The organism is Neobacillus sp. 19, from assembly GCF_049463095.1.
Lineage (GTDB): Bacteria > Bacillota > Bacilli > Bacillales > Cytobacillaceae > Neobacillus.
Window position 1 is genome coordinate 23,827 of sequence record NZ_JBMPZU010000069.1, and the last position, 21,397, is coordinate 45,223.

25 protein-coding genes are annotated in these 21,397 nt (G+C 39.8%); 22 read left to right on the forward strand and 3 right to left on the reverse strand.

The genetic code is table 11. From position 1 onward, the window contains the following. Positions 1 to 18: 18 nt before the first annotated feature. Positions 19 to 1,275: a transcriptional regulator gene (locus tag ACO1D1_RS21975; RefSeq protein WP_423337125.1), complete on the reverse strand. Its 1,257-nt coding sequence runs from the start codon at positions 1,273 to 1,275 to the stop codon at positions 19 to 21. Between the two features lie 90 nt (positions 1,276 to 1,365). Between ACO1D1_RS21975 and ACO1D1_RS21980 the strand changes: the two genes are divergently transcribed. The 16 genes from ACO1D1_RS21980 (at position 1,366) to ACO1D1_RS22055 (ending at position 12,743) form a co-directional block, all read left to right on the forward strand. Continuing rightward, a complete protein-coding gene (locus tag ACO1D1_RS21980) occupies positions 1,366 to 2,475 on the forward strand; it encodes a mandelate racemase/muconate lactonizing enzyme family protein (RefSeq protein ID WP_423337109.1) in 1,110 nt (369 codons plus the stop codon). Positions 2,476 to 2,487: 12 nt separating this feature from the next. Then, positions 2,488 to 3,183 carry a GNAT family N-acetyltransferase gene (locus tag ACO1D1_RS21985; RefSeq protein ID WP_423337110.1) on the forward strand — a complete coding sequence of 232 codons (696 nt, stop codon included), beginning with the start codon at positions 2,488 to 2,490 and terminating at the stop codon, positions 3,181 to 3,183. 157 nt (positions 3,184 to 3,340) lie between these two features. After that, the gene (locus ACO1D1_RS21990; protein WP_423337111.1) at positions 3,341 to 3,706 is read left to right on the forward strand and encodes a VOC family protein; all 366 of its coding nucleotides are present in this window, start codon (positions 3,341 to 3,343) and stop codon (positions 3,704 to 3,706) included. Positions 3,707 to 3,729: 23 nt separating this feature from the next. Further along, positions 3,730 to 4,167: an SRPBCC family protein gene (locus ACO1D1_RS21995; protein ID WP_423337112.1), complete on the forward strand. Its 438-nt coding sequence runs from the start codon at positions 3,730 to 3,732 to the stop codon at positions 4,165 to 4,167. A 39-nt stretch (positions 4,168 to 4,206) separates the two neighbouring features. Further along, on the forward strand, positions 4,207 to 4,665 hold the full coding sequence (locus ACO1D1_RS22000; protein WP_423337113.1) for an NUDIX hydrolase: 459 nt from the start codon (positions 4,207 to 4,209) through the stop codon (positions 4,663 to 4,665). Positions 4,666 to 4,897: 232 nt separating this feature from the next. Beyond that, on the forward strand, positions 4,898 to 5,392 hold the full coding sequence (locus tag ACO1D1_RS22005; RefSeq protein WP_423337114.1) for a DUF456 domain-containing protein: 495 nt from the start codon (positions 4,898 to 4,900) through the stop codon (positions 5,390 to 5,392). 17 nt (positions 5,393 to 5,409) lie between these two features. After that, entirely contained in the window at positions 5,410 to 5,706 is a 297-nt protein-coding gene (locus tag ACO1D1_RS22010) for an antibiotic biosynthesis monooxygenase family protein (RefSeq protein WP_423337115.1), read from the forward strand. A 147-nt stretch (positions 5,707 to 5,853) separates the two neighbouring features. Then, positions 5,854 to 6,414 (forward strand): hypothetical protein, encoded by a 561-nt coding sequence (locus ACO1D1_RS22015; RefSeq protein ID WP_423337116.1) that lies wholly within the window; start codon positions 5,854 to 5,856, stop codon positions 6,412 to 6,414. A gap of 33 nt (positions 6,415 to 6,447) precedes the next feature. Further along, on the forward strand, positions 6,448 to 6,735 hold the full coding sequence (locus ACO1D1_RS22020; RefSeq protein ID WP_423337117.1) for a hypothetical protein: 288 nt from the start codon (positions 6,448 to 6,450) through the stop codon (positions 6,733 to 6,735). Positions 6,736 to 6,819: 84 nt separating this feature from the next. After that, complete coding sequence (locus ACO1D1_RS22025; RefSeq protein WP_423337118.1) at positions 6,820 to 8,049, forward strand: RtcB family protein; 1,230 nt, start codon at positions 6,820 to 6,822, stop codon at positions 8,047 to 8,049. 85 nt (positions 8,050 to 8,134) lie between these two features. After that, complete coding sequence (locus ACO1D1_RS22030; RefSeq protein ID WP_423337119.1) at positions 8,135 to 8,905, forward strand: class I SAM-dependent methyltransferase; 771 nt, start codon at positions 8,135 to 8,137, stop codon at positions 8,903 to 8,905. Between the two features lie 156 nt (positions 8,906 to 9,061). After that, on the forward strand, positions 9,062 to 9,760 hold the full coding sequence (locus ACO1D1_RS22035; protein ID WP_423337120.1) for a response regulator transcription factor: 699 nt from the start codon (positions 9,062 to 9,064) through the stop codon (positions 9,758 to 9,760). 2 nt (positions 9,761 to 9,762) lie between these two features. Next, positions 9,763 to 10,698, forward strand: a complete 936-nt coding sequence (locus ACO1D1_RS22040) for a sensor histidine kinase (RefSeq protein WP_423337121.1) — start codon at positions 9,763 to 9,765, stop codon at positions 10,696 to 10,698. Positions 10,699 to 10,831: 133 nt separating this feature from the next. Next, entirely contained in the window at positions 10,832 to 11,755 is a 924-nt protein-coding gene (locus ACO1D1_RS22045) for an ABC transporter ATP-binding protein (RefSeq protein WP_423337122.1), read from the forward strand. Further along, a complete protein-coding gene (locus ACO1D1_RS22050) occupies positions 11,748 to 12,440 on the forward strand; it encodes an ABC transporter permease (protein ID WP_423337123.1) in 693 nt (230 codons plus the stop codon). Before ACO1D1_RS22045 ends, ACO1D1_RS22050 begins: the two co-directional genes overlap by 8 nt. A gap of 84 nt (positions 12,441 to 12,524) precedes the next feature. After that, on the forward strand, positions 12,525 to 12,743 hold the full coding sequence (locus tag ACO1D1_RS22055; protein ID WP_149868968.1) for a hypothetical protein: 219 nt from the start codon (positions 12,525 to 12,527) through the stop codon (positions 12,741 to 12,743). 53 nt (positions 12,744 to 12,796) lie between these two features. On the opposite strand, the gene ACO1D1_RS22060 is transcribed toward ACO1D1_RS22055, so the two are convergent. Continuing rightward, the gene (locus ACO1D1_RS22060) at positions 12,797 to 13,759 is read right to left on the reverse strand and encodes a D-2-hydroxyacid dehydrogenase (protein ID WP_423337124.1); all 963 of its coding nucleotides are present in this window, start codon (positions 13,757 to 13,759) and stop codon (positions 12,797 to 12,799) included. A 268-nt stretch (positions 13,760 to 14,027) separates the two neighbouring features. Here ACO1D1_RS22060 and ACO1D1_RS22065 point away from each other — a divergent pair, with 268 nt between their 5' ends. Further along, a complete protein-coding gene (locus ACO1D1_RS22065) occupies positions 14,028 to 14,795 on the forward strand; it encodes a 3-hydroxyacyl-CoA dehydrogenase (protein ID WP_149868970.1) in 768 nt (255 codons plus the stop codon). Positions 14,796 to 14,881: 86 nt separating this feature from the next. Here ACO1D1_RS22065 and ACO1D1_RS22070 read toward each other — a convergent pair whose 3' ends face one another. Further along, complete coding sequence (locus ACO1D1_RS22070; RefSeq protein ID WP_149868971.1) at positions 14,882 to 15,088, reverse strand: zinc ribbon domain-containing protein; 207 nt, start codon at positions 15,086 to 15,088, stop codon at positions 14,882 to 14,884. Positions 15,089 to 15,225: 137 nt separating this feature from the next. On the opposite strand from ACO1D1_RS22070, the gene ACO1D1_RS22075 reads away from it, so the two are divergent. From ACO1D1_RS22075 to ACO1D1_RS22095, 5 genes are all read left to right on the forward strand, one after another. Next, complete coding sequence (locus tag ACO1D1_RS22075; RefSeq protein ID WP_149868972.1) at positions 15,226 to 16,971, forward strand: sigma 54-interacting transcriptional regulator; 1,746 nt, start codon at positions 15,226 to 15,228, stop codon at positions 16,969 to 16,971. A 178-nt stretch (positions 16,972 to 17,149) separates the two neighbouring features. Next, on the forward strand, positions 17,150 to 18,718 hold the full coding sequence (locus tag ACO1D1_RS22080) for an acyl-CoA synthetase (protein ID WP_149868973.1): 1,569 nt from the start codon (positions 17,150 to 17,152) through the stop codon (positions 18,716 to 18,718). Further along, positions 18,718 to 19,863 (forward strand): acyl-CoA dehydrogenase family protein, encoded by a 1,146-nt coding sequence (locus tag ACO1D1_RS22085; protein WP_149868974.1) that lies wholly within the window; start codon positions 18,718 to 18,720, stop codon positions 19,861 to 19,863. Before ACO1D1_RS22080 ends, ACO1D1_RS22085 begins: the two co-directional genes overlap by 1 nt. A gap of 14 nt (positions 19,864 to 19,877) precedes the next feature. Then, the gene (locus tag ACO1D1_RS22090; RefSeq protein ID WP_149868975.1) at positions 19,878 to 21,035 is read left to right on the forward strand and encodes a thiolase family protein; all 1,158 of its coding nucleotides are present in this window, start codon (positions 19,878 to 19,880) and stop codon (positions 21,033 to 21,035) included. A gap of 94 nt (positions 21,036 to 21,129) precedes the next feature. Beyond that, positions 21,130 to 21,279: a hypothetical protein gene (locus ACO1D1_RS22095; RefSeq protein WP_423337126.1), complete on the forward strand. Its 150-nt coding sequence runs from the start codon at positions 21,130 to 21,132 to the stop codon at positions 21,277 to 21,279. Positions 21,280 to 21,397: the final 118 nt, after the last annotated feature.

Sequence of the window (21,397 nt, forward strand, 5' to 3'; positions counted from 1 at the left end):
TCGGACTATCCTTTACCTTTAATAATATACGGGAAGGTTGAGCTCATAGATTGCTCTTGGTCGACCTTGTTGGTACGTCATTTCTTCGCCAACATTCTTCACATAACCATGGTCGGCAAGCTTTTTTATGATACGTTCCGTGGATCGTCGTGTCACATGTAAATATTCACTAAGATCTGCTGCAGTAAAATGAACAGATGTCCGCGACTTACTGAATTCGATAATCTTGGAAAGGTTGGCCGGACTTAATTTCGTTTGTTTAGCGACCTGAACAATTTTAGGATCATCATGCTTCAAATGATGCTGTTTTGCATCATGGGGAAAGGGACCAAGCAATTGTTTTTCTTCAGTTAATATGTAACCACATTTGCCAGTCTCGTCTTTTTCGGCAAACTGAAGTGCAACCATGGCATTTTGTTCAGCATCCGTTAAGGTTTTTCCGTAGCCAAAGCCAATTTTGCAGGGGTCTTGCCAATTGTCTAGGAAGTCTGTAAGGATATTTTGGTCTATTAAACTCTCAATTTCACCTCTTGTACTGTAAAAAACAAATAAGTTTTCATCCAGCTGCTGGGCTGATGCGTGAAATTTTGCGGTAAAAACAGATATATGTTCGAATAAAGCCTTCGCAGAAATATAGCCAACAGCCACTTGAGATGCTTTTCTTTTATACAGTTCTGCCATTGCTCGTGCGTTTTCAAGTCCGCGGCGCAATGATATTTTGGGGTCGATTATCCTTTTAACAGGGATTCCTAGGGCATTTAAACGATGATAAATGGCATGAACACTTGTTATGGCTAGGTCAATTTCCCCTTGGTCCCAAAGCGCCTGATGAAAAGCGACAATTTTACTTAAATCAAAATGGCCTTCTACCATTTGTCGATAGGCCAATATCTGTATCTCGGGCAAGTCAGATTCAAGCTCTGCCAGGACATTTGTGACTACAGAAGAGTCAATTAAATCAATGGAAATTCGTCCAAGCGCAATTTTTTTAGTATATAATATGGATAGGAACGTGGAGGCGACTGCCATCTCATCCGTTGCTAAGCAATGGGAAGGAATGGGCAGCAGCTCACGATTTTTTTTAGAAAAATAGTAGGGCAATGCCCCAGAGAAAAAAACAACATCGCATGGTTTTAATTGTGTTACTAGCGCTTCAGCTTCAGCAGGCTCTTGATAAATATACGGGTCAATCTCGATATCCGGTAAATCGGCTGCGATGGCGAGAATGTTATTAATAAATTCATTTGAACCGATGACAGCAATCTTGGTAGTCAGTTCCAAGCACCTCCTTCAATCAATAAACGTCTATTTAACGACAACTATATCAAATGATGAAATATCTGTAAACTGAAAGGAAGAATGACAATGAAAATTACTGCAATTCACCTTTATGCTATCCACTTACCGTTGAAGGATCCCTTCGTAATTAGTTATCATACGTACCAATATATGCCGGCCGTTATGGTGAAAATAGAGACTGATGAAGGAATCATCGGCTACGGTGAAGCAGTGCCGGATGAACATGTGACAGGGGAAACATGGGAAGGTGTATTTCATATCCTTAAAAACACGATTGGTCCTGTCATGTTAGGGCAAAACCCAATGGAAATTGAAAAAATACATGATCTAATGAACAATACGATCTATACTGCCCCGGCAGCGAAGGCAGCAATCGATATCGCTTGCTTTGATATTATCGGAAAAAAATTACGGCAGCCTGTGTACCAGTTGATTGGCGGGCGCTACCATGATGAATTTCCGATTACCCATGTATTAAGTATTGCTGATCCTGAAAAAATGGCTTCAGAAGCAGCTTTAATGGTGGAGAAGGGTTATGGTTCTTTTAAAATGAAGGTTGGAACGAATGTGAAAGATGATGTCGAACGAATCAAAGCCGTCCGTGCTGAGGTAGGTCCCGATATCGCCATTCGGGTTGATGTCAATCAAGGTTGGAAAAATAGCGCAGTCACTTTATCAGCGCTAAAACAATTGGAAGATTATCAAATTGATTGGATAGAGCAGCCGGTTATTGCTGACGATATTGATGCAATGGTTGAGGTGAAGTCGAAAACAACGATCCCTTTAATGATCGATGAAGGATTAAAAGGACCCCGTGAAATGCGGGAAATCATCCAAAAAAGAGCCGCAGACAAAGTAAATATAAAATTGATGAAATGCGGCGGTATCTATCCTGCGGTAAAATTAGCCCATCAGGCAGAACTTGCGGGAATGGAGTGTCAGATCGGGTCAATGGTTGAATCCTCAGTAGGATCGGCAGCAGGCTTCCATGTTGCATTTTCGAAAAAAATCATTACCAGTGTTGAGTTAACAGGTCCATTGAAGTTCACTAAAGATATCGGTGACCTAGCATACGAGGTACCATTTATTCGCTTAACCGATAAGCCTGGATTAGGTGTTGAAGTTAATGAGAAAATTTTACATGAGTTAACAATATATCAAGACGCTATTCGCTAAGGAGAGAAAAAGATGAGTTATATTTTTCAAGGAAATCTGGGAGTCCAGCCATACATCGTCCAAAGATTATCAATAGCTAATTTGCCAGAAGTTTTATCAATTCAGGGGCAGGTTGTCGCAAATTTAGAGAAAAAATCCATCCTTCAGCCGCTCACTTCAGAAGAGTTTCAGTATATTCTAGAAGGAAACGGCTTGATGATTGGGGCGTTTGTCAGCCAAGAATTGATCGCTTTTCGGGCGTTACTGGTTCCGGTTGTAGGAGATCCTGAACACCTGGGACTGGATATTGGTTTATCAGAAGCAGAGCTGCCATCGGTTATTTATCAAGAAATCTCGAATGTCCTTCCAGAATATCGCGGGAATGGCTTGCAGAAAACATTGGCAAAGGTGATTATGGAGGAGTTAGAGCAAGAAACTCATGATTTTCGTTATGTTTGTACGACTGTTGCTCCATTCAACATCCCAAGTTTAAAGGATAAATTTGCACAAGGAATGCAAATTGCTGGTCTGAAAGAAAAATATGGCGGCATGCTGCGCTACATTTTCGTCAAGGATTTAAACGAACCACAGAGGACAGATTACAAGGAAACAATTGAGGTTTCCATGAACGATATATCAGACCAACAAGAAAAACTTGCACAAGGCTGGCGCGGGGTACGAATGAAGATGGATAGCAATCAGACTATCGTAATTGAATATTGTCGATAGAAAAGAGGGGCGACTCTCTTTTTTTAGTTTGGTTATAAAATGAAGCTGCAACTTTATTTAAGAAAATTCCGATTTATAAGTGATAGAAATATTGATAAATAAAGATATAGGATAAAATGGAACTAGGTGTATAAAAAATAGCATTAGGAGGAATAAGATGAAAAGTGCCAGTCCCTACATTTTTGTGGATAATTGTCAGGAAGTAATGGAGTTTTACCAAAAGCTATTTGGCGGGGAAATCACTAATGTTCAAAAAAGCGATGATGGCAAGTGTTTGCATGCCGAACTTCATCTGGGCAACAGTATCATTCACTTTTCAGATACCTTCGGTAAGACAAGAGAAGGGGATAACGTACGAATTAGCTTAGAATGTGATAGTGAAGAAGAAATTAGAAGAGTGTATGATTCGCTTAGCCAAACCGGAAAAATTACTTACCCGCTGCAGGATACGTTTTGGGGAGCGATCCATGCAAACCTAGTGGATCAGTTTGGCATTGGCTGGCTGCTTAATTATCAAAAATAATTCAAAGTGGGATGATGAAGTAAATGAACAACCTTACAAAAATGAAAATAAATAAACCTGCGAATGAAGTATTTGAAGCTTTCGTTGATCCTTCAAAAATAGGGAACTTTTGGTTCTCCTCCAGTTCGGAAAGATGGGAAGAAGGTAAAACTATTACTTTGCAATATGATGAATACAACGCTCAAGGCGATATTGAAGTAATGAAAATAGAAGAAAATAAAAAAATTGTCTTCGGTTGGGGAGCTAATGGAGAAGGGCATATTGTAACCATCACACTGAAGAAGTTGGATCATTCAAGTACTATCATTGAAGTAAACGAGGAAGGATTTAATGAAAATGATGAAGAGCTAATAGCGCAAATGATTGATAATAAAGAAGGCTGGGTTTTCATGCTGACTTGTTTAAAGGGATATATAGAATTTGGCGTGAATGAATTAAGAGGCGGATTAGTGAAGGATTGACCTGAAAAGAAATTTTAAAAATATATTGGGGATAAGAAAATGACTCAAAATGGATTTGTTTTAGTTGTTAGTGTATCAATTATCAAAGGCGATGAAGTATTAATTATTAAAGAAAATAAACCATCTGCAATTAATAAGTGGAACTTTCCATCCGGATGTATTGAGCATAATGAGGACATACTCGATGCAGCACGCAGGGAAGTAAAAGAAGAAACAGGTTTTGATGTGAAACTTACTGGAACTACAGGTGTATATAATTTTATTAGCAGCTCAAATGACCAGGTAATTTTATTTCATTTTACTGGTGAAATTATAGGAGGTTCATTGAAGCTTGAAGAGGACGAAATTATAGCTAGCAGATGGATAAAGGTGCCTGAACTTATCGATTTTAATTATTCTGAATTGCGTGAGGCAAGTGTAATAAGGAAAATAGTAGATAGATTAGTAAGCAAACAAATTCATTCAATCACGGTTTTTAACGAGAAAATTGGACTATAAAGGGGAAAATAGTGATTAACTAAATAAACAGTGTTTCTGCAGGAACTATAGGAGGATTAATGATTTGTTTGAAACAGAAAGATGTTTTATTAAATTGCTGAAGGACTAGGAGAAGTGCATTTTGTTGAAGTAAAGTAGGGTTTTAAACAAAGTGTAAAAAGCATTGGAGGGATAGGGCGATGTTTTGATATCCTTAATATTGTCAATATATCTTATATAATTGATAAGAGAGGTGCTTACTATCCTGGAAATTATATTTTGGATTATTATAATAGCGTGTTTTATCTTTAGTTTCGTAGGACTTGTTTATCCGATTATCCCCTCTGTTTTGCCGATTTGGGTTGGTGTGGTGTTATATCATTTTGGAATTAATCCAAATGAGCTTACTTGGATCACGTGGACCATGCTCGTGTTATTGACGATTTTATTATTTTTAGCAGATTATTTAGCAAATCTTCACTTTGTCGATAAAGCTGGCGGGTCTAAGTGGGGGACGAGGGCTGCAACGATTGGATTAATTGTGGGAAGTTTTGTCATACCGCCTTTTGGCGTCCTGATTGTCCCATTTGCATTCGTATTAATTGCTGAAATGATACAAAAGAAGACATTCCAAGAATCCATTAAAGTAGCGTTTGCTACACTTATAGCCTTTTTTAGCGGAACCTTGGCAAAAGCAATCATTCAGCTTATTATGATTGGTGTCTTGGTATTTGGGGTGATTTTTTAAAAATTGGAGGAGATTATATGATATTGGAGGCTGCAATGCTTCAGGTTAAGCAAGGAATGGAAGAGGAGTATGAGGAAGCCTTTCGTCAGGCATCAAAAATCATTTCTTCCATGAAAGGCTACATCTCTCACGAATTACAGCATTGTATGGAAGTTAAGGGTAAATATTTACTGCTGGTTAGGTGGGAAACATTAGAAGACCATACAGTTGGATTCAGGCAATCAAATGAGTATCAAGAATGGAAAAAACTATTGCATGATTTTTATGACCCATTTCCATTAGTTGAACACTTTGAGAAAGTTCAACTATCATAAGTAGTTTGTAACAACAGATGAGGCTCTTCTATTATGAGAGCCTTTTTTTCTTAAACAAACTAACTATAGAAGGGTATTTTTCCCCATTACCGAATATATAAGTAAAATAATTGGTAATGGGAAGTGTTCATTTTGAATTATATATTTATGGGACTTATTTTTATTTATTCAATGTATTTATCGTTTATTAAAGGTTTTAATAAAGATGATTTGGAAGATGTCCATCCTAAAACATTTACAAATTTACTTCGCTACCTGCTATTTGGGACAATAAATTCATTTTTTGCAGGTTGGCTTTTTGAAATAAACTGGTTAATTTGGATTGCCTTTTATTCGGTTATCGGAATTATTTTTTGTATAAAATTTAATAAGGAAGAAAATGATTTTTTCAAAAAGCTGCTAGTTGCTTTCCTTGTATTCCTATTTTTCTGCGGGTACCGAGTGCCAACCCATCCCGCGTCATTTGAGAACTACATTAATAGTAAAGAAATGTACCAATGTGTAACGAGATGGGAATGTGTAAAAATCACAGCCGAAGCCAAAGAAGATAGCTCATTAAGAGCAAAAGCAGAAATTCTTTCAATAGAGGGCTATAGATTTGATTGGTATTTCCTGTTCGCAAAGGGTTCGATGCAGCTTGCTGACGATAAAGGGAATATTGAAGAATTCAAGGGGATAAATATTTGTGGATTTTGGATTGAGTATTAAAAAGCATTTTCACGAAAATTTGGAGGCGTTTTTATGCAATTATTATTCTGGCCATGTACAATTGCCTCACTTATTGTCAGCATCATTGCTTTAAATACTAGAAAGTCAAAACTCCTTATAGGGTCTGCAATTCTTATTTTACCCATGTCCCTTTACCTGGCAGCAACACCGCTTTTCCTCGTTTGGGGATTAATATTCCCGTTTCTGTATCTTGTAGCGGCAATATTCGTCAGAAAGAAACGGAACGGGGCAGCGGTTTTGCTTGTCATTCCTAATTTTATAATAGTCGGATGGCTGGGGTTTGTTGTTTTAACTCAGTAGGAAACTTGTCACATAAAGCTCGTTGCCCAAATTCTTATTATTTGGTAGCCTATTGGTAATCTGCGTTCAAAGGAGGGAAAATGAGTGATTAATGTAAAGGGATCACAAACAGAAGCAAAGGTATTTTCAAATTATCCACAGGAAACCGCGCTTGAGCAAATTCAAGAATTGTGCAATCAGGCATTTTTAAAGGAAACAAAGATTAGTATTATGCCAGATTATCATGCTGGAAAAGGCTGTGTGATTGGAACCACTATTCAGTTAAAGGATAAAGTTGTCCCCAACCTGGTTGGCGTTGATGTTGGCTGTGGCGTGTTAACCGTCAAGCTGCAGAACAAAAAAGTTGATTTTAATAAGCTTGATCAGGTTATCCGTACCTATGTCCCGAGCGGCCAAGAGATTCATTCAGATGAGACCGTCGGCTTTATTAACACAAATTTTCCCGCCATTCACGAATTTAAAACAGAGCATATTTTAAGTGAAAACAGAAGCCGATATAGCTTAGGGACCCTTGGCGGCGGCAATCATTTTATCGAGGTTTCTATTGATTCCGAAGGGCACCACTATTTAACAATCCATACCGGCAGCCGCTATGTCGGGGCAAAAATCGCCACTTATTATCAAAAGGTAGCGATTTCGAAGCTGCGCCAACATGATTTAACGGAGATGATTGAAAAATTAAAGGCGGAAGGCAGACAAAAAGAAATCCAGGCAGTCATCCAAGGATACAAGGAGAAAAATCCTGTCATTCCTAACGATTTAGCTTACTTGGAAGGCGAGGATTTCGCCAACTATATTCATGATATGAAATTAGCTCAAAGCTTTGCAAAAGCAAATCGCGAAGAAATTGCCAGGGCGATTACTGATAACATGGGCTTTAAAGAGGTGGACCGCTTTGATACGGTGCACAATTACATTGATACAGATAACCTGATTTTACGAAAGGGTGCGGTCTCGGCGCAAAAAGGCGAACGCCTCATTATCCCAATCAACATGAGGGACGGTTCGATTTTAGCAGTCGGTAAAGGCAACGAGGATTGGAATTTTTCGGCACCGCATGGCGCTGGCCGCGTCCTTAGCCGGACAAAAGCGATGAAAAGCTTACGTATGGATGACTTTCATAACACAATGAAAGGCATCTGGACAACGTCTGTTTCAGAAGAAACCCTTGATGAAGCGCCTATGGCCTACAAGCCGATGAATGAAATCTTAGAAAAAGTAGAAGAAACAGTTGAAATTAAAAGCTTTATTAAACCGGTTTATAATTTTAAAGCAAGTGAAAAATTCAAACCGGATAGATATAAAAAATCTTAGTTAGATCGGGAGATACTGATATCAGCAGCCTCTCTTTTTTTATCTGTGGTTTTTATAGATTTCGATTAAAGCGGGGTGTTAGTACATGAGTTCTGTAAATGTGTGGAATGCAGATTTGTATGATAATAAATTAGGTTTTGTGGCTAACTTTGGTAAGGGAATTGTTGAACTTCTTCATCCGCAAAAGGGCGAGAGGATACTTGATTTGGGCTGTGGCACTGGAGATCTTTCCTGTGAGATTTCTAAGTCTGGGGCGTTTGTGACGGGGATGGATTCATCAGAGGAAATGATTATAAAAGCACGTGATAAATATCAACAAATCCCGTTCATCATTGATAATGGAGAAACATTTAGAACCAATGAAAAATATGATGCTGTTTTTTCAAACGCAACCCTTCATTGGATGAAAAATGCTGAGAATGTAGTTGAGTCAATTGGGATGGCATTACGTGATGGCGGCCGCCTTGTTGCTGAATTCGGCGGCAAAGGAAATGTCCAAACCGTTATCCAGGGAATAACAGAGGTACTTAATCAAGATTACGGAATCAATGTAGAAAATAGAAACCCTTGGTACTTTCCAAGTATTGGGGAATATAGTACATTACTAGAGCAGTACGGATTTAAGGTATCGTATGCCCATCATTTTTCTCGGCCTACACCGTTACCAGATGGGCCAAAAGGGTTAAATCATTGGTTAAATGGTTTTGCAGATGACTTTTTTCCTGAATTCTCGGAAGAGGAAAGAGTAGTTATTTATGAAAAAATAAAAAATAAGATTCAGTACAATTTATTTAAAAATGGCATTTGGGTAGCGGATTATGAACGAATTAGGATTGTGGCTATTAAGGAGGGATAAAAAAGTTTTTATCCCATGAAAGCTGCAGCGCATATTGCGCTGCAGCTTTTACGTTTACCCTGAAAATGGTTAAATTAAACTACCTTTCAACAAAAAAAGGATTTTCCAATGAGAATATGGAAAATAACCATATAGAATTGAACGGGGGAAGAGACTATGCAACATAAAATATTATTAGTAGAAGATGATACGGCCATCAGCGAGATGGTCAAAGGCCAATTTATGAAAGAAGGTTTTGAAGTCACGCAGGCATTCGACGGGGAAGAGGCACTTGAAGTATTTAGAAGCAACACGTTTGATTTGATCCTCCTTGACTTAATGCTGCCCAAACTGGATGGAATGGAATTTTTAAAAATAATCCGAGAAAAAAGTATGATACCGGTACTGATCATGTCTGCAAAGGATGGTGACTTAGATAAAGCGTTAGGATTAGGTTTTGGAGCGGACGATTATATCGCCAAACCATTTTCGATGATCGAACTAACGGCTAGGGTGAAAGCGGCCATTAGAAGAGCGACTCATTATTCCCGAACAGAGCAGAAGCAAGAGACCAAACATCTCACAGCGGGAGACTTGACCTTAGATTTAGATAATTTTTCAGCACAAAAAAACGGAAAAGAAATCAAGCTGACCGCAAAAGAATTCCAGATTCTAAAATTATTTATCTCACATCCAAGCCGTGTCTACACAAAAGCGCAAATTTATAGCTTAATCTGGGAAGATGAGTATTACGGTGATGAAAATGTGATTAACGTTCATATGAGAAGGCTTCGGGAGAAAATTGAGGACGACCCATCCAAACCACAGTACATCAAAACATTATGGGGTATTGGCTATAAACTTGGGGAGTTTTAACATTGGTTATTTTTTTATCTATTATTATAATCGCCCTAATTGCATTTAATTTTTTTCAATATAGATCACGAAAGTACCAAAAAGAGAACTTAACTTACATACATAAAAAGCTAAAGCAGATTATCGATGGGAAAACGGATGAAAAACTGCTAGTGCACACGGATGAAGAGGATTTGAAACAGATATTAATCGAAATCAATCGTCTCTTTGAACATAATCAAAAAATACTGTCCAGCTACAATAAAACGGAAATGTCGATGCGAAAAATGCTTTCCAACATTTCACATGATTTAAAAACGCCGCTGACCGTTGTGCTCGGATACATCGAGATTATGTTGAACGATCCAAACAGAACAACCGATGAAACCAAGGAACTCCTGCAAAAAGTGCACGGGAAAACGGTTGAAGTTTTAGATTTAATTAAAAAGTTCTTTGATTTAGCAAAGCTGGAATCTGGCGATAAAGACCTGCCGCTGACTAGGGTGAATATGAATGAAGTATGCCAGAAAAATATATTACAATTTTATGAGGTATTGACCACCAAAGGCTTTGATGTTGCAATTGAGTTGCCGGAGACGATTTTTTATGCGCTTGGAAATGAAGAGGAACTCGACCGGGTCATTAATAATTTGCTTTCCAATGCGATTCAATATGGTGGGGAAGGAAAAGCGCTGGGTTTGACACTTAGGAGTGATGAACAATCTGTTTACATAGACATATGGGATAAAGGTAAGGGGATAAGTGAGCTCCACAGGGATTTAGTATTTGAAAGAATGTACACACTCGAGGATTCGCGAAACAAATCCTATCAAGGCAGCGGGCTGGGACTTACCATTACCAAACGATTGGTGGAGAAAATGGAAGGACAAATTTTTCTCAACAGCAAACCATATGAAAAAACGACTTTTACCGTGCAATTAAAACGAATTACATATTAAAACAGCTAAGGGTACCTCGTGATAACGAGCTACCCTTTTTCAACTTAAGATTTTTGTAAGATTTGATTAATAAAAAAGATAACACTAATGACTAGAATAAAAGTAGTTAAAGACGAAGGGGAGCTGAAAATTTATGAGCTACATTATTCAAACTAACCAACTAACCAAGGCCTACAAAGGCAAGGAAGTTGTTTCTAATGTCAATATGAAGGTCAAAAAGGGAGAAATCTACGGGTTTCTCGGACCAAACGGTGCGGGCAAAACGACAATTATGAAGATGTTGACAAATTTAGTGAAGCCAACGAGCGGTGAAATTGAAATTTTTGGGGAAAAACTAACGAACACGTCCTATGAAGTGTTAAAGCGGATGGGCAGCATTATCGAATATCCTGTTTTCTATGACCGGTTGACGGCACGGGAAAATCTCGAGCTGCATTGTGAATATATGGGTTATTACGATAAAAAAGCAATTGATGCAGCGCTGGAGTTAGTAAAACTGAAAAATATTGAGGATAAGTCGGTAAAGGACTTTTCACTTGGAATGAAGCAGCGTCTCGGAATCGCACGAGCGATTATCACCAAGCCTGAGCTGTTAATTCTAGATGAACCGATTAACGGTCTGGATCCAGTAGGGATTAAGGAACTGCGCGATCTCTTTCATATGCTCTGCCGTGAATATGGGATAACCATGCTGATCTCGTCTCATATCCTTGGAGAAATCGAACAAATCGCCGATACGATTGGGGTTATCCGTGACGGCAAATTAATTAAAGAGGTTTCGATGAACGAAATTCATGAACAAAATACCGAGTATATCGAACTTGTAGTAAACGATGTGAAAAAGGCATTTTATGTCCTTGGTGAAATTCTGCATTTGACAAACTTTAAAGTCGTTGATGAAGGGCGCTTTAGAATCTATGATACTGGATTATCTCAGCCCGAAATATCCAAATCATTAATTTTAAACGGAGTGTTGATTGAGGAAATCACTAAAAAGAATCATTCATTAGAAGATTATTTCTTAACATTAATTAATGGGGGCGGAATCAGTGCGTAAATTAATCAGTCTTGAAATTAAGAAATTCAAATTATTTTCCTACTTAAAAGGGGTAGTGATTACCAATTTTGTGATTATGGGCTTCTTATGTTTGATATATTTCGGCGAAAAAAGTGATGGTAACATTGCCTTCGTAAGCTATGAAACTGCCTTTACTGATTTCGGCAGCTTAATCCGGGCAGCATTTACTATTTTTGCTTCCGTGCTGATTGCAAGGCTTTTTATCGAAGAGTATAAAAGTAATTCTATTTCATTGATGTTCATGTACCCAATTAACCGGAAGAAAATCATGGTTGCGAAGCTATTAATTGTTGCATGCTTTACATTCCTAACCATTTTCTTATCGAATATTTTTATTGGCACCGCCTTTTATTTAGCCGACGCTTATTTGCACTTTGTTCCGAGGGCTTTAACCACTCAGTTATTAATAGATGGTTTCATCAGCATGACACTTGGAGCGATTGCGTCTGCAGGAATGGCCTTAATTCCACTTTATTTTGGAATGTGGAAAAAATCAGTTCCTGCTACCATCATATCTGCTATTATCATGGTGTCACTAACAAGCTCGACGAATAACGGTGTTACCGTTTTTTCATTGATTGCTATCCCAATTTCCCTCGCGGTTGTTGGTTGTTTGATTGCCTATTTCTCCATTAGGAATATAGAAAAAGTGGATATTAACTAAAAGTAAATTGGTCTAAATCTAACGGTAAACCTATATTTTATATGGAAGGATACACATATTCCATATGAAATAGGTGAGACCCATATGTTTGCTGTTCATTTTTTTGAAAAGAAAAATCTGTTATTAAGTCAGCTGCTTCAACGTGTTCCGACTGAAGGGGAGGATCTAAAAATTAAAGGCAAGAAAGCAAAAGTTTCAAGTGTTAGTAGTGTGGATGAAAATGTTTTTCATGTCCAAGTGGTTGTAGAAACAGTTAAGAAAAGTAAATTTGTGGTAGATAACGCAAAAAAGAAAAAAAGGTAAATAAAAAAAGCAGTGTAATTTCAATTTGATTGAAATTGTACTGCTTTTAATAGTTAATATCCTTTTGAAAAATCAACAAGATTAATGGTTGGTGTTTTTCCCGCAAGATAGTCTTTAAGATTAGGGATTAAGATATTTTCGATTACGCGCTTGTTATAGTGCTCCGTTGAACCGGAAGTGTGCGGCGTAATAATGACGTTTTGCATTTCCCATAATGGACTTTGCGCCGTTAATGGTTCTGTTTCAAAAACATCTAAACCTGCACCGGCGATAGTTCCTTCTTGGAGGGCCGTAATAAGCTCCTCCTCTACTACGATTTCCCCGCGTCCAATATTAATAAAGAAGGCAGAGTTCTTCATTTGGTTAAACTGTTCTACACCAAATAACTGATGGGTTTCTTTTGTATGTGGGAGAGTCACCACAATATAGTCACACTTAGGCAGCAACAGATCTAATTGATCTGGAGTGTACATTTCGTCCACATAGTCAACCGGCCTTCCTGAGTTTCGTACACCAAGTACTGTCATCCCAAATGCCTTGGCAATCTTCGCTGTTTCTTTGCCAATCTCTCCTACGCCAATGATTCCAATTGTTTTCTCGTGCATTTCCAGCCCCATGTGTGCATGGTGCCAGGTCTTTGCTTGTTGATTTTTAACGTATGTATGAATTTTTCGAGTTAAGCCAAGCATGAAGGCGAAAATGGTTTCAGAAATGGGATAGGCGTGAACGCCATTAGCACTTGTCAGGGTAATTTGATTCGCTCGCAATGTTTCAAGCGGCAGGGAGTCAATTCCGGCACTCCAGGTTTGCAGCCATTTAAGCTTTGATTCAGAAGTAAGGCAATATTCCTCCAACCCCTTTTTCCAGCCGGCAATAATTTCAGCATCCTTGGTATGCTCCTGATAGATTTCTTTGTCTTTGGATACAATTAATTCCCAATCAGGAATAGCGTTTTTTATTTGCTCCATGTGATTCTGTTCCAGTTTGTGTGTAATGACCATTTTCCTTTTTCCCATACAATCCCTCCGTCAAAAGATGCCAATATAAATCAATGATAACGCAAGTAAGGAAAAATATTAACATTTTTTGAATAACCATTTCATTTCCCCTTTTCTTCGTACTCCAACCTGTACAATTTTTGGGCACTTTTAAAAAAACTGTCCGAACCATAGACATTTGAAAAAGGATAGCTGTTTGATCCGACTAATCTTTATGAAAAAGTCTCATCTGGCATAATTCTTGCAAAATAGGAGGTTAGGAATGTCATGAAGGAGGACAAAGTATATGAAAATACAAGATTGTCGCGCAATTGTTACAGGCGGCGCGTCTGGACTTGGTGAGGCAACAGTTCGTACCATTGTTCAAAATGGTGGAAAGGCTGTTATTTTTGACCAATCAGAAGAAAAAGGTGTGCGCCTTCAAAGTGAGTTAGGGGAAGAAGTTTTATTTCTAAGAGTGGATGTAACAAAAGAAGAGGATATTCAAGAAGCGGTTAATAAAGCGGCAGAATTCATGGGCGAGGTCAATTCGGTTGTGAACTGTGCCGGGATTGGAATAGCAGAAAAGGTGCTTGGACGAAAGGGTGCCCATAATCTAGCGCTCTTTTCAAAAGTGATTAATGTGAATTTAATAGGATCTTTTAATGTGATTCGTTTGGCAGCGGAAAAAATGATGAGTAATGAAGTGAACGACCAAAATGAAAGAGGTGTGATCATCAATACTGCTTCGGTTGCAGCTTACGATGGACAAATTGGCCAAGCTGCCTACAGTGCATCAAAAGGCGGAATTGTTGGGATGACTTTGCCGATTGCGAGAGAATTTGCCCGTTACGGAATCCGTGTTATGACCATTGCTCCAGGACTCTTTCACACACCAATGTTTGACACGTTGCCCCAAGAAGCCCGGGACTCACTTGGAAAAATGGTGCCGTTTCCTTCAAGACTTGGCTACCCAAATGAGTATGCCCACCTTGTCCAAAGTATTATCGAAAACCCAATGCTTAACGGGGAAACCATCAGACTTGATGGAGCCATCCGCATGCAGCCAAAATAAAATAAAATGAAATGGCTCAGTTCGCTAAAAATAAAATCATAGATATTTTTTCATAGGGAATCCCTCAAAGGAATTCCCTTCTTCAATCAGCCTCCCAAGAATAGATCGATAATATTGGAAGCTGTCGATGTTTTCTTGTTATAAAACTCCGAATAACCACACTTCTTGCAAAAAACTACCGTAAACCTATTGTGCTGGATATCTAACATTTTCGATATTCCTGTTCCTGTCATCGCCACATCTTTTGTACCTGTATCACGGCTTCCGCATTTAATACAGCCTTTTTCGCTCATCGTGTCACTCCTCAATATATTGTCTTTAAATATCTACGATTAATAAGTTTAAATGTTTCATAATTTTCAAATTGTTATTGCGGAAATATTCTGTGTTTTTGGTACAATAGAGGTATGTGAAAAGAGGGAGTGATGACATGCTCCAATTTAAAGACATAATTACACCCGTTGATTTTATTGCCACTGAAGATACGACGCTAAAAGAAGCGATTAGCCTCATGCACCAAAAGAAGTGGAATCTTTTGCCTGTTACAGATTCATGCAGTCATCCCGTTGGGGTTTTTACCCGAAGCAGTTTGCATCAAATGGTGACAGAAGAAACCTCACTTACCACTCCAATTAAAAATTACATAAAAAAACGGGTTGAAAAGATTCGTATTGATACCCCTTATGAAAAAATTGAAGAACTCGTCAAAACTAGCAAGGTTGGCACGGGTGTGGTCGTGGATGAACAGAATCGTGTCGTAGGAATCCTGACGAAAACGGACATGGTGATGTCACTCTTGCAAACCTCTCAAGAATTACAAATGATAAAAAAATTAAAGAGAACATTGGAAACGGCGATTGACCATGCTTTTGATGGAATCATCATGACGGATGAAAAGAAAGTCATTACCATGGTTAGCCCTCCGCTCTTGGAATTGTTTAATCTTCTAGAAGATGAGGTGCTGTACAAACAAGCAGTTATTGTTTTACCGCAGCTGAATCTCGAAAAAGTTTATGAATCGGCAACAGCAGAGGTTAGCGGATTTTTAGAAATCAACGGGATTAAATATATCGTTCACCGGATTCCAATTATTGAGGATGGAAAAGTAATCGGGGCAATCGGCAAGGTTGTCTTCCGCCAATTAAACGAGGTGAGCGAATTATTTAAAAAGCTTCAGAAGGCAGAAAATAAGGCGAACTTTTATCATCAGCAATATCAAAAATCGGAAACAGCCAAGTTCACCTGGGAACATATTTTAAGTACGGACCCCTTTATGGAAAAATTGAAGAAAAGCGGTGCGAAGGCAGGAAAAGGAAGATCGACGGTGCTTATTCTCGGAGAGAGCGGAACCGGAAAGGAGCTGTTTGCTCAAGCGATTCATAACAGCAGTGCTAGAAGCACAGGTAAGTTTGTCGTTGTTAATTGTGCTGCGATTCCTGAGGATTTACTAGAATCCGAGTTTTTTGGCTATGAAGAGGGAGCGTTTACCGGAGCAAAGCAAAAAGGAAAGCTTGGGAAGTTTGATCTTGCAAACGGTGGGACACTTTTCCTTGATGAGATTGGCGACATGTCTCTGACCTTGCAAGCGAAGCTACTTCGCGTCCTCCAAGAACGGGAATTTTACCGGGTTGGCGGAACCGTAAAGATAAAAGTAGATGTCCGAATTATTGCTGCCACGAATAGAAATTTAGAAGAGATGGTCAAAGACGGTCTTTTTAGAGAGGATTTATATTATCGTCTCAATGTTATTTCGCTTCATATTCCGCCGCTCCGCAATCGTCCATATGATGTTAATCATTTAATCAGCCAGTTTATGATTGAATTTAATCAAATTTTAGGTACGAGTATTACCGGTTTGGAGGATGATGCCAATAAAGCACTGCTGAATTATGACTGGCCGGGAAATGTTCGGGAATTAAGGAATGTTATGGAACGGGCGATGACATTTTCTGAAACTGGAAAAGTGAAATACGAGGACCTCCCGGATTATTTAATGAAACAAGTTCAACTCAATGAACCAATTTTACATGTATCCATGGTTAAAAATGCAGAACTCGAGGCAATTAAAAAAGCGCTTGTGCAGGTGCAGGGAAATAAAGTGCAAGCAGCTAGATTACTAGGAATCAGCCGCTCTGGTTTGTATGAAAAAATAAAGAAATACAAACTAACAACGTAAATCCAAGGGTGTCCAGTAATTGGACACCAAATTACTATTCATGTACAGACGAGAAACACGTTAATGTTGCAGACCTAGACCTTAAGACGTTAGCGAGCTACGAACCTATTTATTGGAATATTGGCATAATAATTGCATACTTCAAAATGAATCTTTTTTAAAAAAAGGAGGATCTAAAATGAATATCGGAAGTCTCTTATCTCAAAGTGCCCGCAAGTTCCCTGAATTCCCAGCAATCCAATGTGAAGGCAGATGCTATTCCTACAGACAATTTAACGAAGAGGTAAATAGATTTGCTCACGGACTGCTTGGCCAAGGTGTGAACAAAGGTGACAGGCTTGCGTTAATGATGAAGAATTCAGACCACTTTGTCTTTACCTTTTTTGCCGCTGCTAAAATTGGCGCTGTCGCTGTTCCAATAAACTTTCGATTGACCGCTACAGAGGTCCAGTACATATTAGAGCAATCAGATGCGGCCATAGTGGTATGTGATAAAGAATTTGAACAGCTTATTGCTGAAGCAGAACAAGGAACATCCATCCGGATGGTCATCACGGTGGGAGAGCCCGAAACGGCGGGTTTCTATTCATATGAAAAAGTTTTATCTGATAACAGGGATGAACCCGCTATTGAAGTTTCAGAAAAGGACGATGTCGAAATTTTGTACACTTCGGGTACGACAGGACGTCCAAAGGGAGCCCTCTTTGATCATAGTCAAATTTTCAAAGTCGGAATTTCCGTCGTCATCAGTATGGAGATTAGCCAGCAAGAACGTATTCTCCATTTAGCACCGTTGTTCCACTCAGCACAATTAAATCTATTCTTAATTTCCGGCGTTGCCCTTGGTGCGACGCATATTATCCATCGAGATTTCCATCCAGTTAAAACACTGCAAGCCATTCAAGAACATAAAATTACCCATTTATTTGCTGTACCCGCGATGTATACGTTCTTGCTCCAAGTTCCGAATGCTGCCGAATATGATTTGTCATCCATTAAGAGAGTTGGATATGGGGCAGCCCCGATGGCACCGGAGCTTGTTAAAAAAAGTATGCAGTTATTTAAAACAGATCAATTTTACAATTTATGCGGTCTAACGGAAGCGGGACCAGGCGGGATTCTCCTAGATCCGGAGGGGCATAAACTACATCTTGGCAAGGGTGGCAAACCAATCTTTATGACTGAAACGCGGGTTGTCAATGAAGAAGGGAAAGACGTGTTACCAGGTGTAATTGGTGAATTTATTCTTCGCAGTCCGATGGTGATGAAGGAGTATTATAAAAAGCCCGATGAAACAAAGAGCACCCTTAAAAATGGCTGGCTTTATACAGGTGATTTGGCAACGATTGACGAGGAAGGCTATATTACCTTAGTTGACCGGAAAAAGGACATGATCATCTCGGGCGGGGAAAATGTATATTCCGTTGAGGTGGAAGGCGTTCTGTATGAACATCCGGCTGTTCTTGAGGCAGCGATTATCGGATTGCCGGATGAGGTATGGGGCGAGGCTGTTTGTGCGATCATTGTCCCAAAAGAGGGTGCAGTGATTGATGAACAGGAATTGCGCAGCTTCTGCCGGGAGAAGCTGGCTGGTTACAAGGTCCCAAGGCGGATTTTTATTGAACAGCAGCTGCCAAGGAACGCTTCTGGAAAAATACTAAAATACCAATTACGGCAGAAAATGAATCAAATGAGTGGTGAGAAGAATAACCGAAGCACTTCCTCAACTGAAAGTGAGGTTATCTAATGAAACACCCATACTTAAACGATGACCACGAAATTTTTCGCCAATCGTTAAGAAAGTTTTTAGAAAAAGAAGCATATCCCTTTTATGAGCAATGGGAAGAAGACCGGATGATTCCTCGGTCTTTTTGGCAGAAGATGGGGGAGCAGGGCTTTCTATGCCCTGATATCGATGAAAAATATGGCGGCAGTGAAGTAGATTGGGGTTTTGCAGTTGTTATAAATGAGGAGCTAGAGCGCGTCGGGTCAGGACTAATTGGTATCGGGCTTCATAACGACATTGTGGTGCCATACATCACCACATACGGCAGTGAGGAACAGAAGCAGCGCTGGCTGCCGAAATGTGTCACTGGTGAAATTATTACCGCAATTGCCATGACGGAACCAGGCACAGGCTCTGATCTTGCAAATATTAAAACAACCGCCAAGCTTGAAGGTGACCATTATATCGTCAACGGACAAAAGACGTTTATCACGAATGGGATTCAATCTGACCTTGTTTTGGTCGCGGTTAAAACCGACCCCCAGGCAGTACCGAAGCATAAGGGGGTTAGTCTTATCTTAATTGAACGGGATACACCTGGATTCTCTAGAGGTAGAAAGTTGAACAAGGTTGGGCTTCATTGTCAGGATACAGCGGAATTGATTTTTGAAGACTGCCGGGTTCCAAAGGAAAATCTGCTTGGCGAAGAAGGCAAGGGCTTCCTCTATTTAATGGAAAAACTCCAACAGGAGCGGCTTCTTGTTGCAATTGGAGCACAAACGGCATCGGAAGTGATGCTGAAAATGACCATCGATTACGTGAAAAGCCGGGAAGCGTTTGGAAAACCCGTAAGCCAATTCCAAAATACTCAGTTTAAAATTGTTGAGATGGCAACCGAGATTGAAATGGGCAGGGTATTCTTGGATCAGTTAATTGCCGAGCATATTGAAGGGAAAAACGTCGTGACGAAGGTGTCGATGGCAAAATGGAAGCTGACAGATATTGCAAAGAAGATTGCGGCGGAATGTATGCAGCTCCATGGCGGATACGGCTATATGGAGGAATACGAAATTGCGAGACGATTCCGCGATATTCCTGTCTCGAGCATTTATGCCGGAACAAATGAGATCATGAAGACGATCATTGCGAAAAATCTAGGTTTATAAAAAGGAAGTTGTATATGCGGGAAGTTGTCATTGTTGAAGGGGTTCGGACCCCTGTAGGGAGAAGAAATGGTCTTTTGAAGGAGATCCGACCGGATGATTTGGCTGGTTTAACATTAAAAGAGCTGGTAAACCGTGCAGGTATCGATCCAGCAATAATCGATGATGTCATTTTAGGCTGTGTGACCCAATCAGGGGAACAAGCTGGGGATATTGCCAGGGTTGCTGCTTTAATCGCTGGATTCCCAATTGAGGTGCCAGGCACCACGATTGACCGCCAATGCGGTTCAAGCCAGCAAGCTGTTCACTTTGCTGCACAAGCAATTCTTGCCGGCGATATGGATGTCGTAATTGCCGGCGGTGTGGAAAGCATGTCACGTGTGCCGATGGGCTCTAACTATAAGGGGGCCGAGGACACTTTTAGTCCGAATTTAAGATCTAAGTACGAAATGATTCATCAGGGATTATCTGCTGAGCGGATTGCCGAAAACTATGGTTTTACTCGGGAACAACTCGATCAATTTTCACTCGAAAGTCACCAAAAGGCATTAAAGGCGCAGGATGAAGGGTATTTTGCTAGAGAAATTTTTCCGCTTGAAGTAACGCTTCCGGACGGAGCCACAGTTACCGTCAAAGATGATTCCGGTCCAAGAAAGGGGACTTCACTTGAAGCATTGGCAGGTTTGAAGACATCCTTCAAAGAGGATGGTGTCATTCATGCCGGAAACTCTAGTCAAATTAGTGACGGAGCAGCCGCCTTATTACTCATGTCCCGCGAGAAAGCAGAAGAGCTTGGCCTAAAGCCGCGGTTCCGTGTTCATACACGTGTAGTCGTTGGCTCCGATCCAACCTTGATGCTGACAGGACCGATTCCCGCAACGCGGAAAGCACTCGAAAAGTCAGGGCTCTCCATTGATGCTATTGATATATTTGAAGTAAATGAAGCCTTTGCCCCGGTACCGCTTGCTTGGCTGAAAGATACGGGTGCTGACCCGGCAAAACTTAATCCCAACGGCGGTGCGATTGCTCTAGGTCATCCTCTTGGCGGCAGCGGTGCGCGTTTAATGGTAACGATGATGTATGAGCTCGAGCGCACCAGAGGACGATACGGATTGCAAACAATGTGCGAAGGCCACGGTATGGCAAACGCGACAATTATTGAACGGTTAGATTAACTCTTAGTCGTTATAAATTGGATTCGCAAATAATGCATCCGGATGCGTAAATTAAATGGGGAAACTTGCCAATATACTTAATGGAGGCGTTTAAATGACCACGACAATTGGAAAAATCTTTAATTTAACGGTAAAAAGGTTTCCAAACAAAGAGGCTTTGTATGATGTTCGAAAAAATGTCCGCTACACCTACAAGGAATGGAACGAACAGGTAAACCGGGAGCCGATACGCACTGATCAATGAATGAAGCGGCGCACGAAAAACGCGAAAGCGTTTCACGATAAATGCGAAAACGCCTATCTAGGTTGTTGGGTTTTGGGGTTAATATCGGTTCGATAAAATGTCGAAAGGTACGACATAA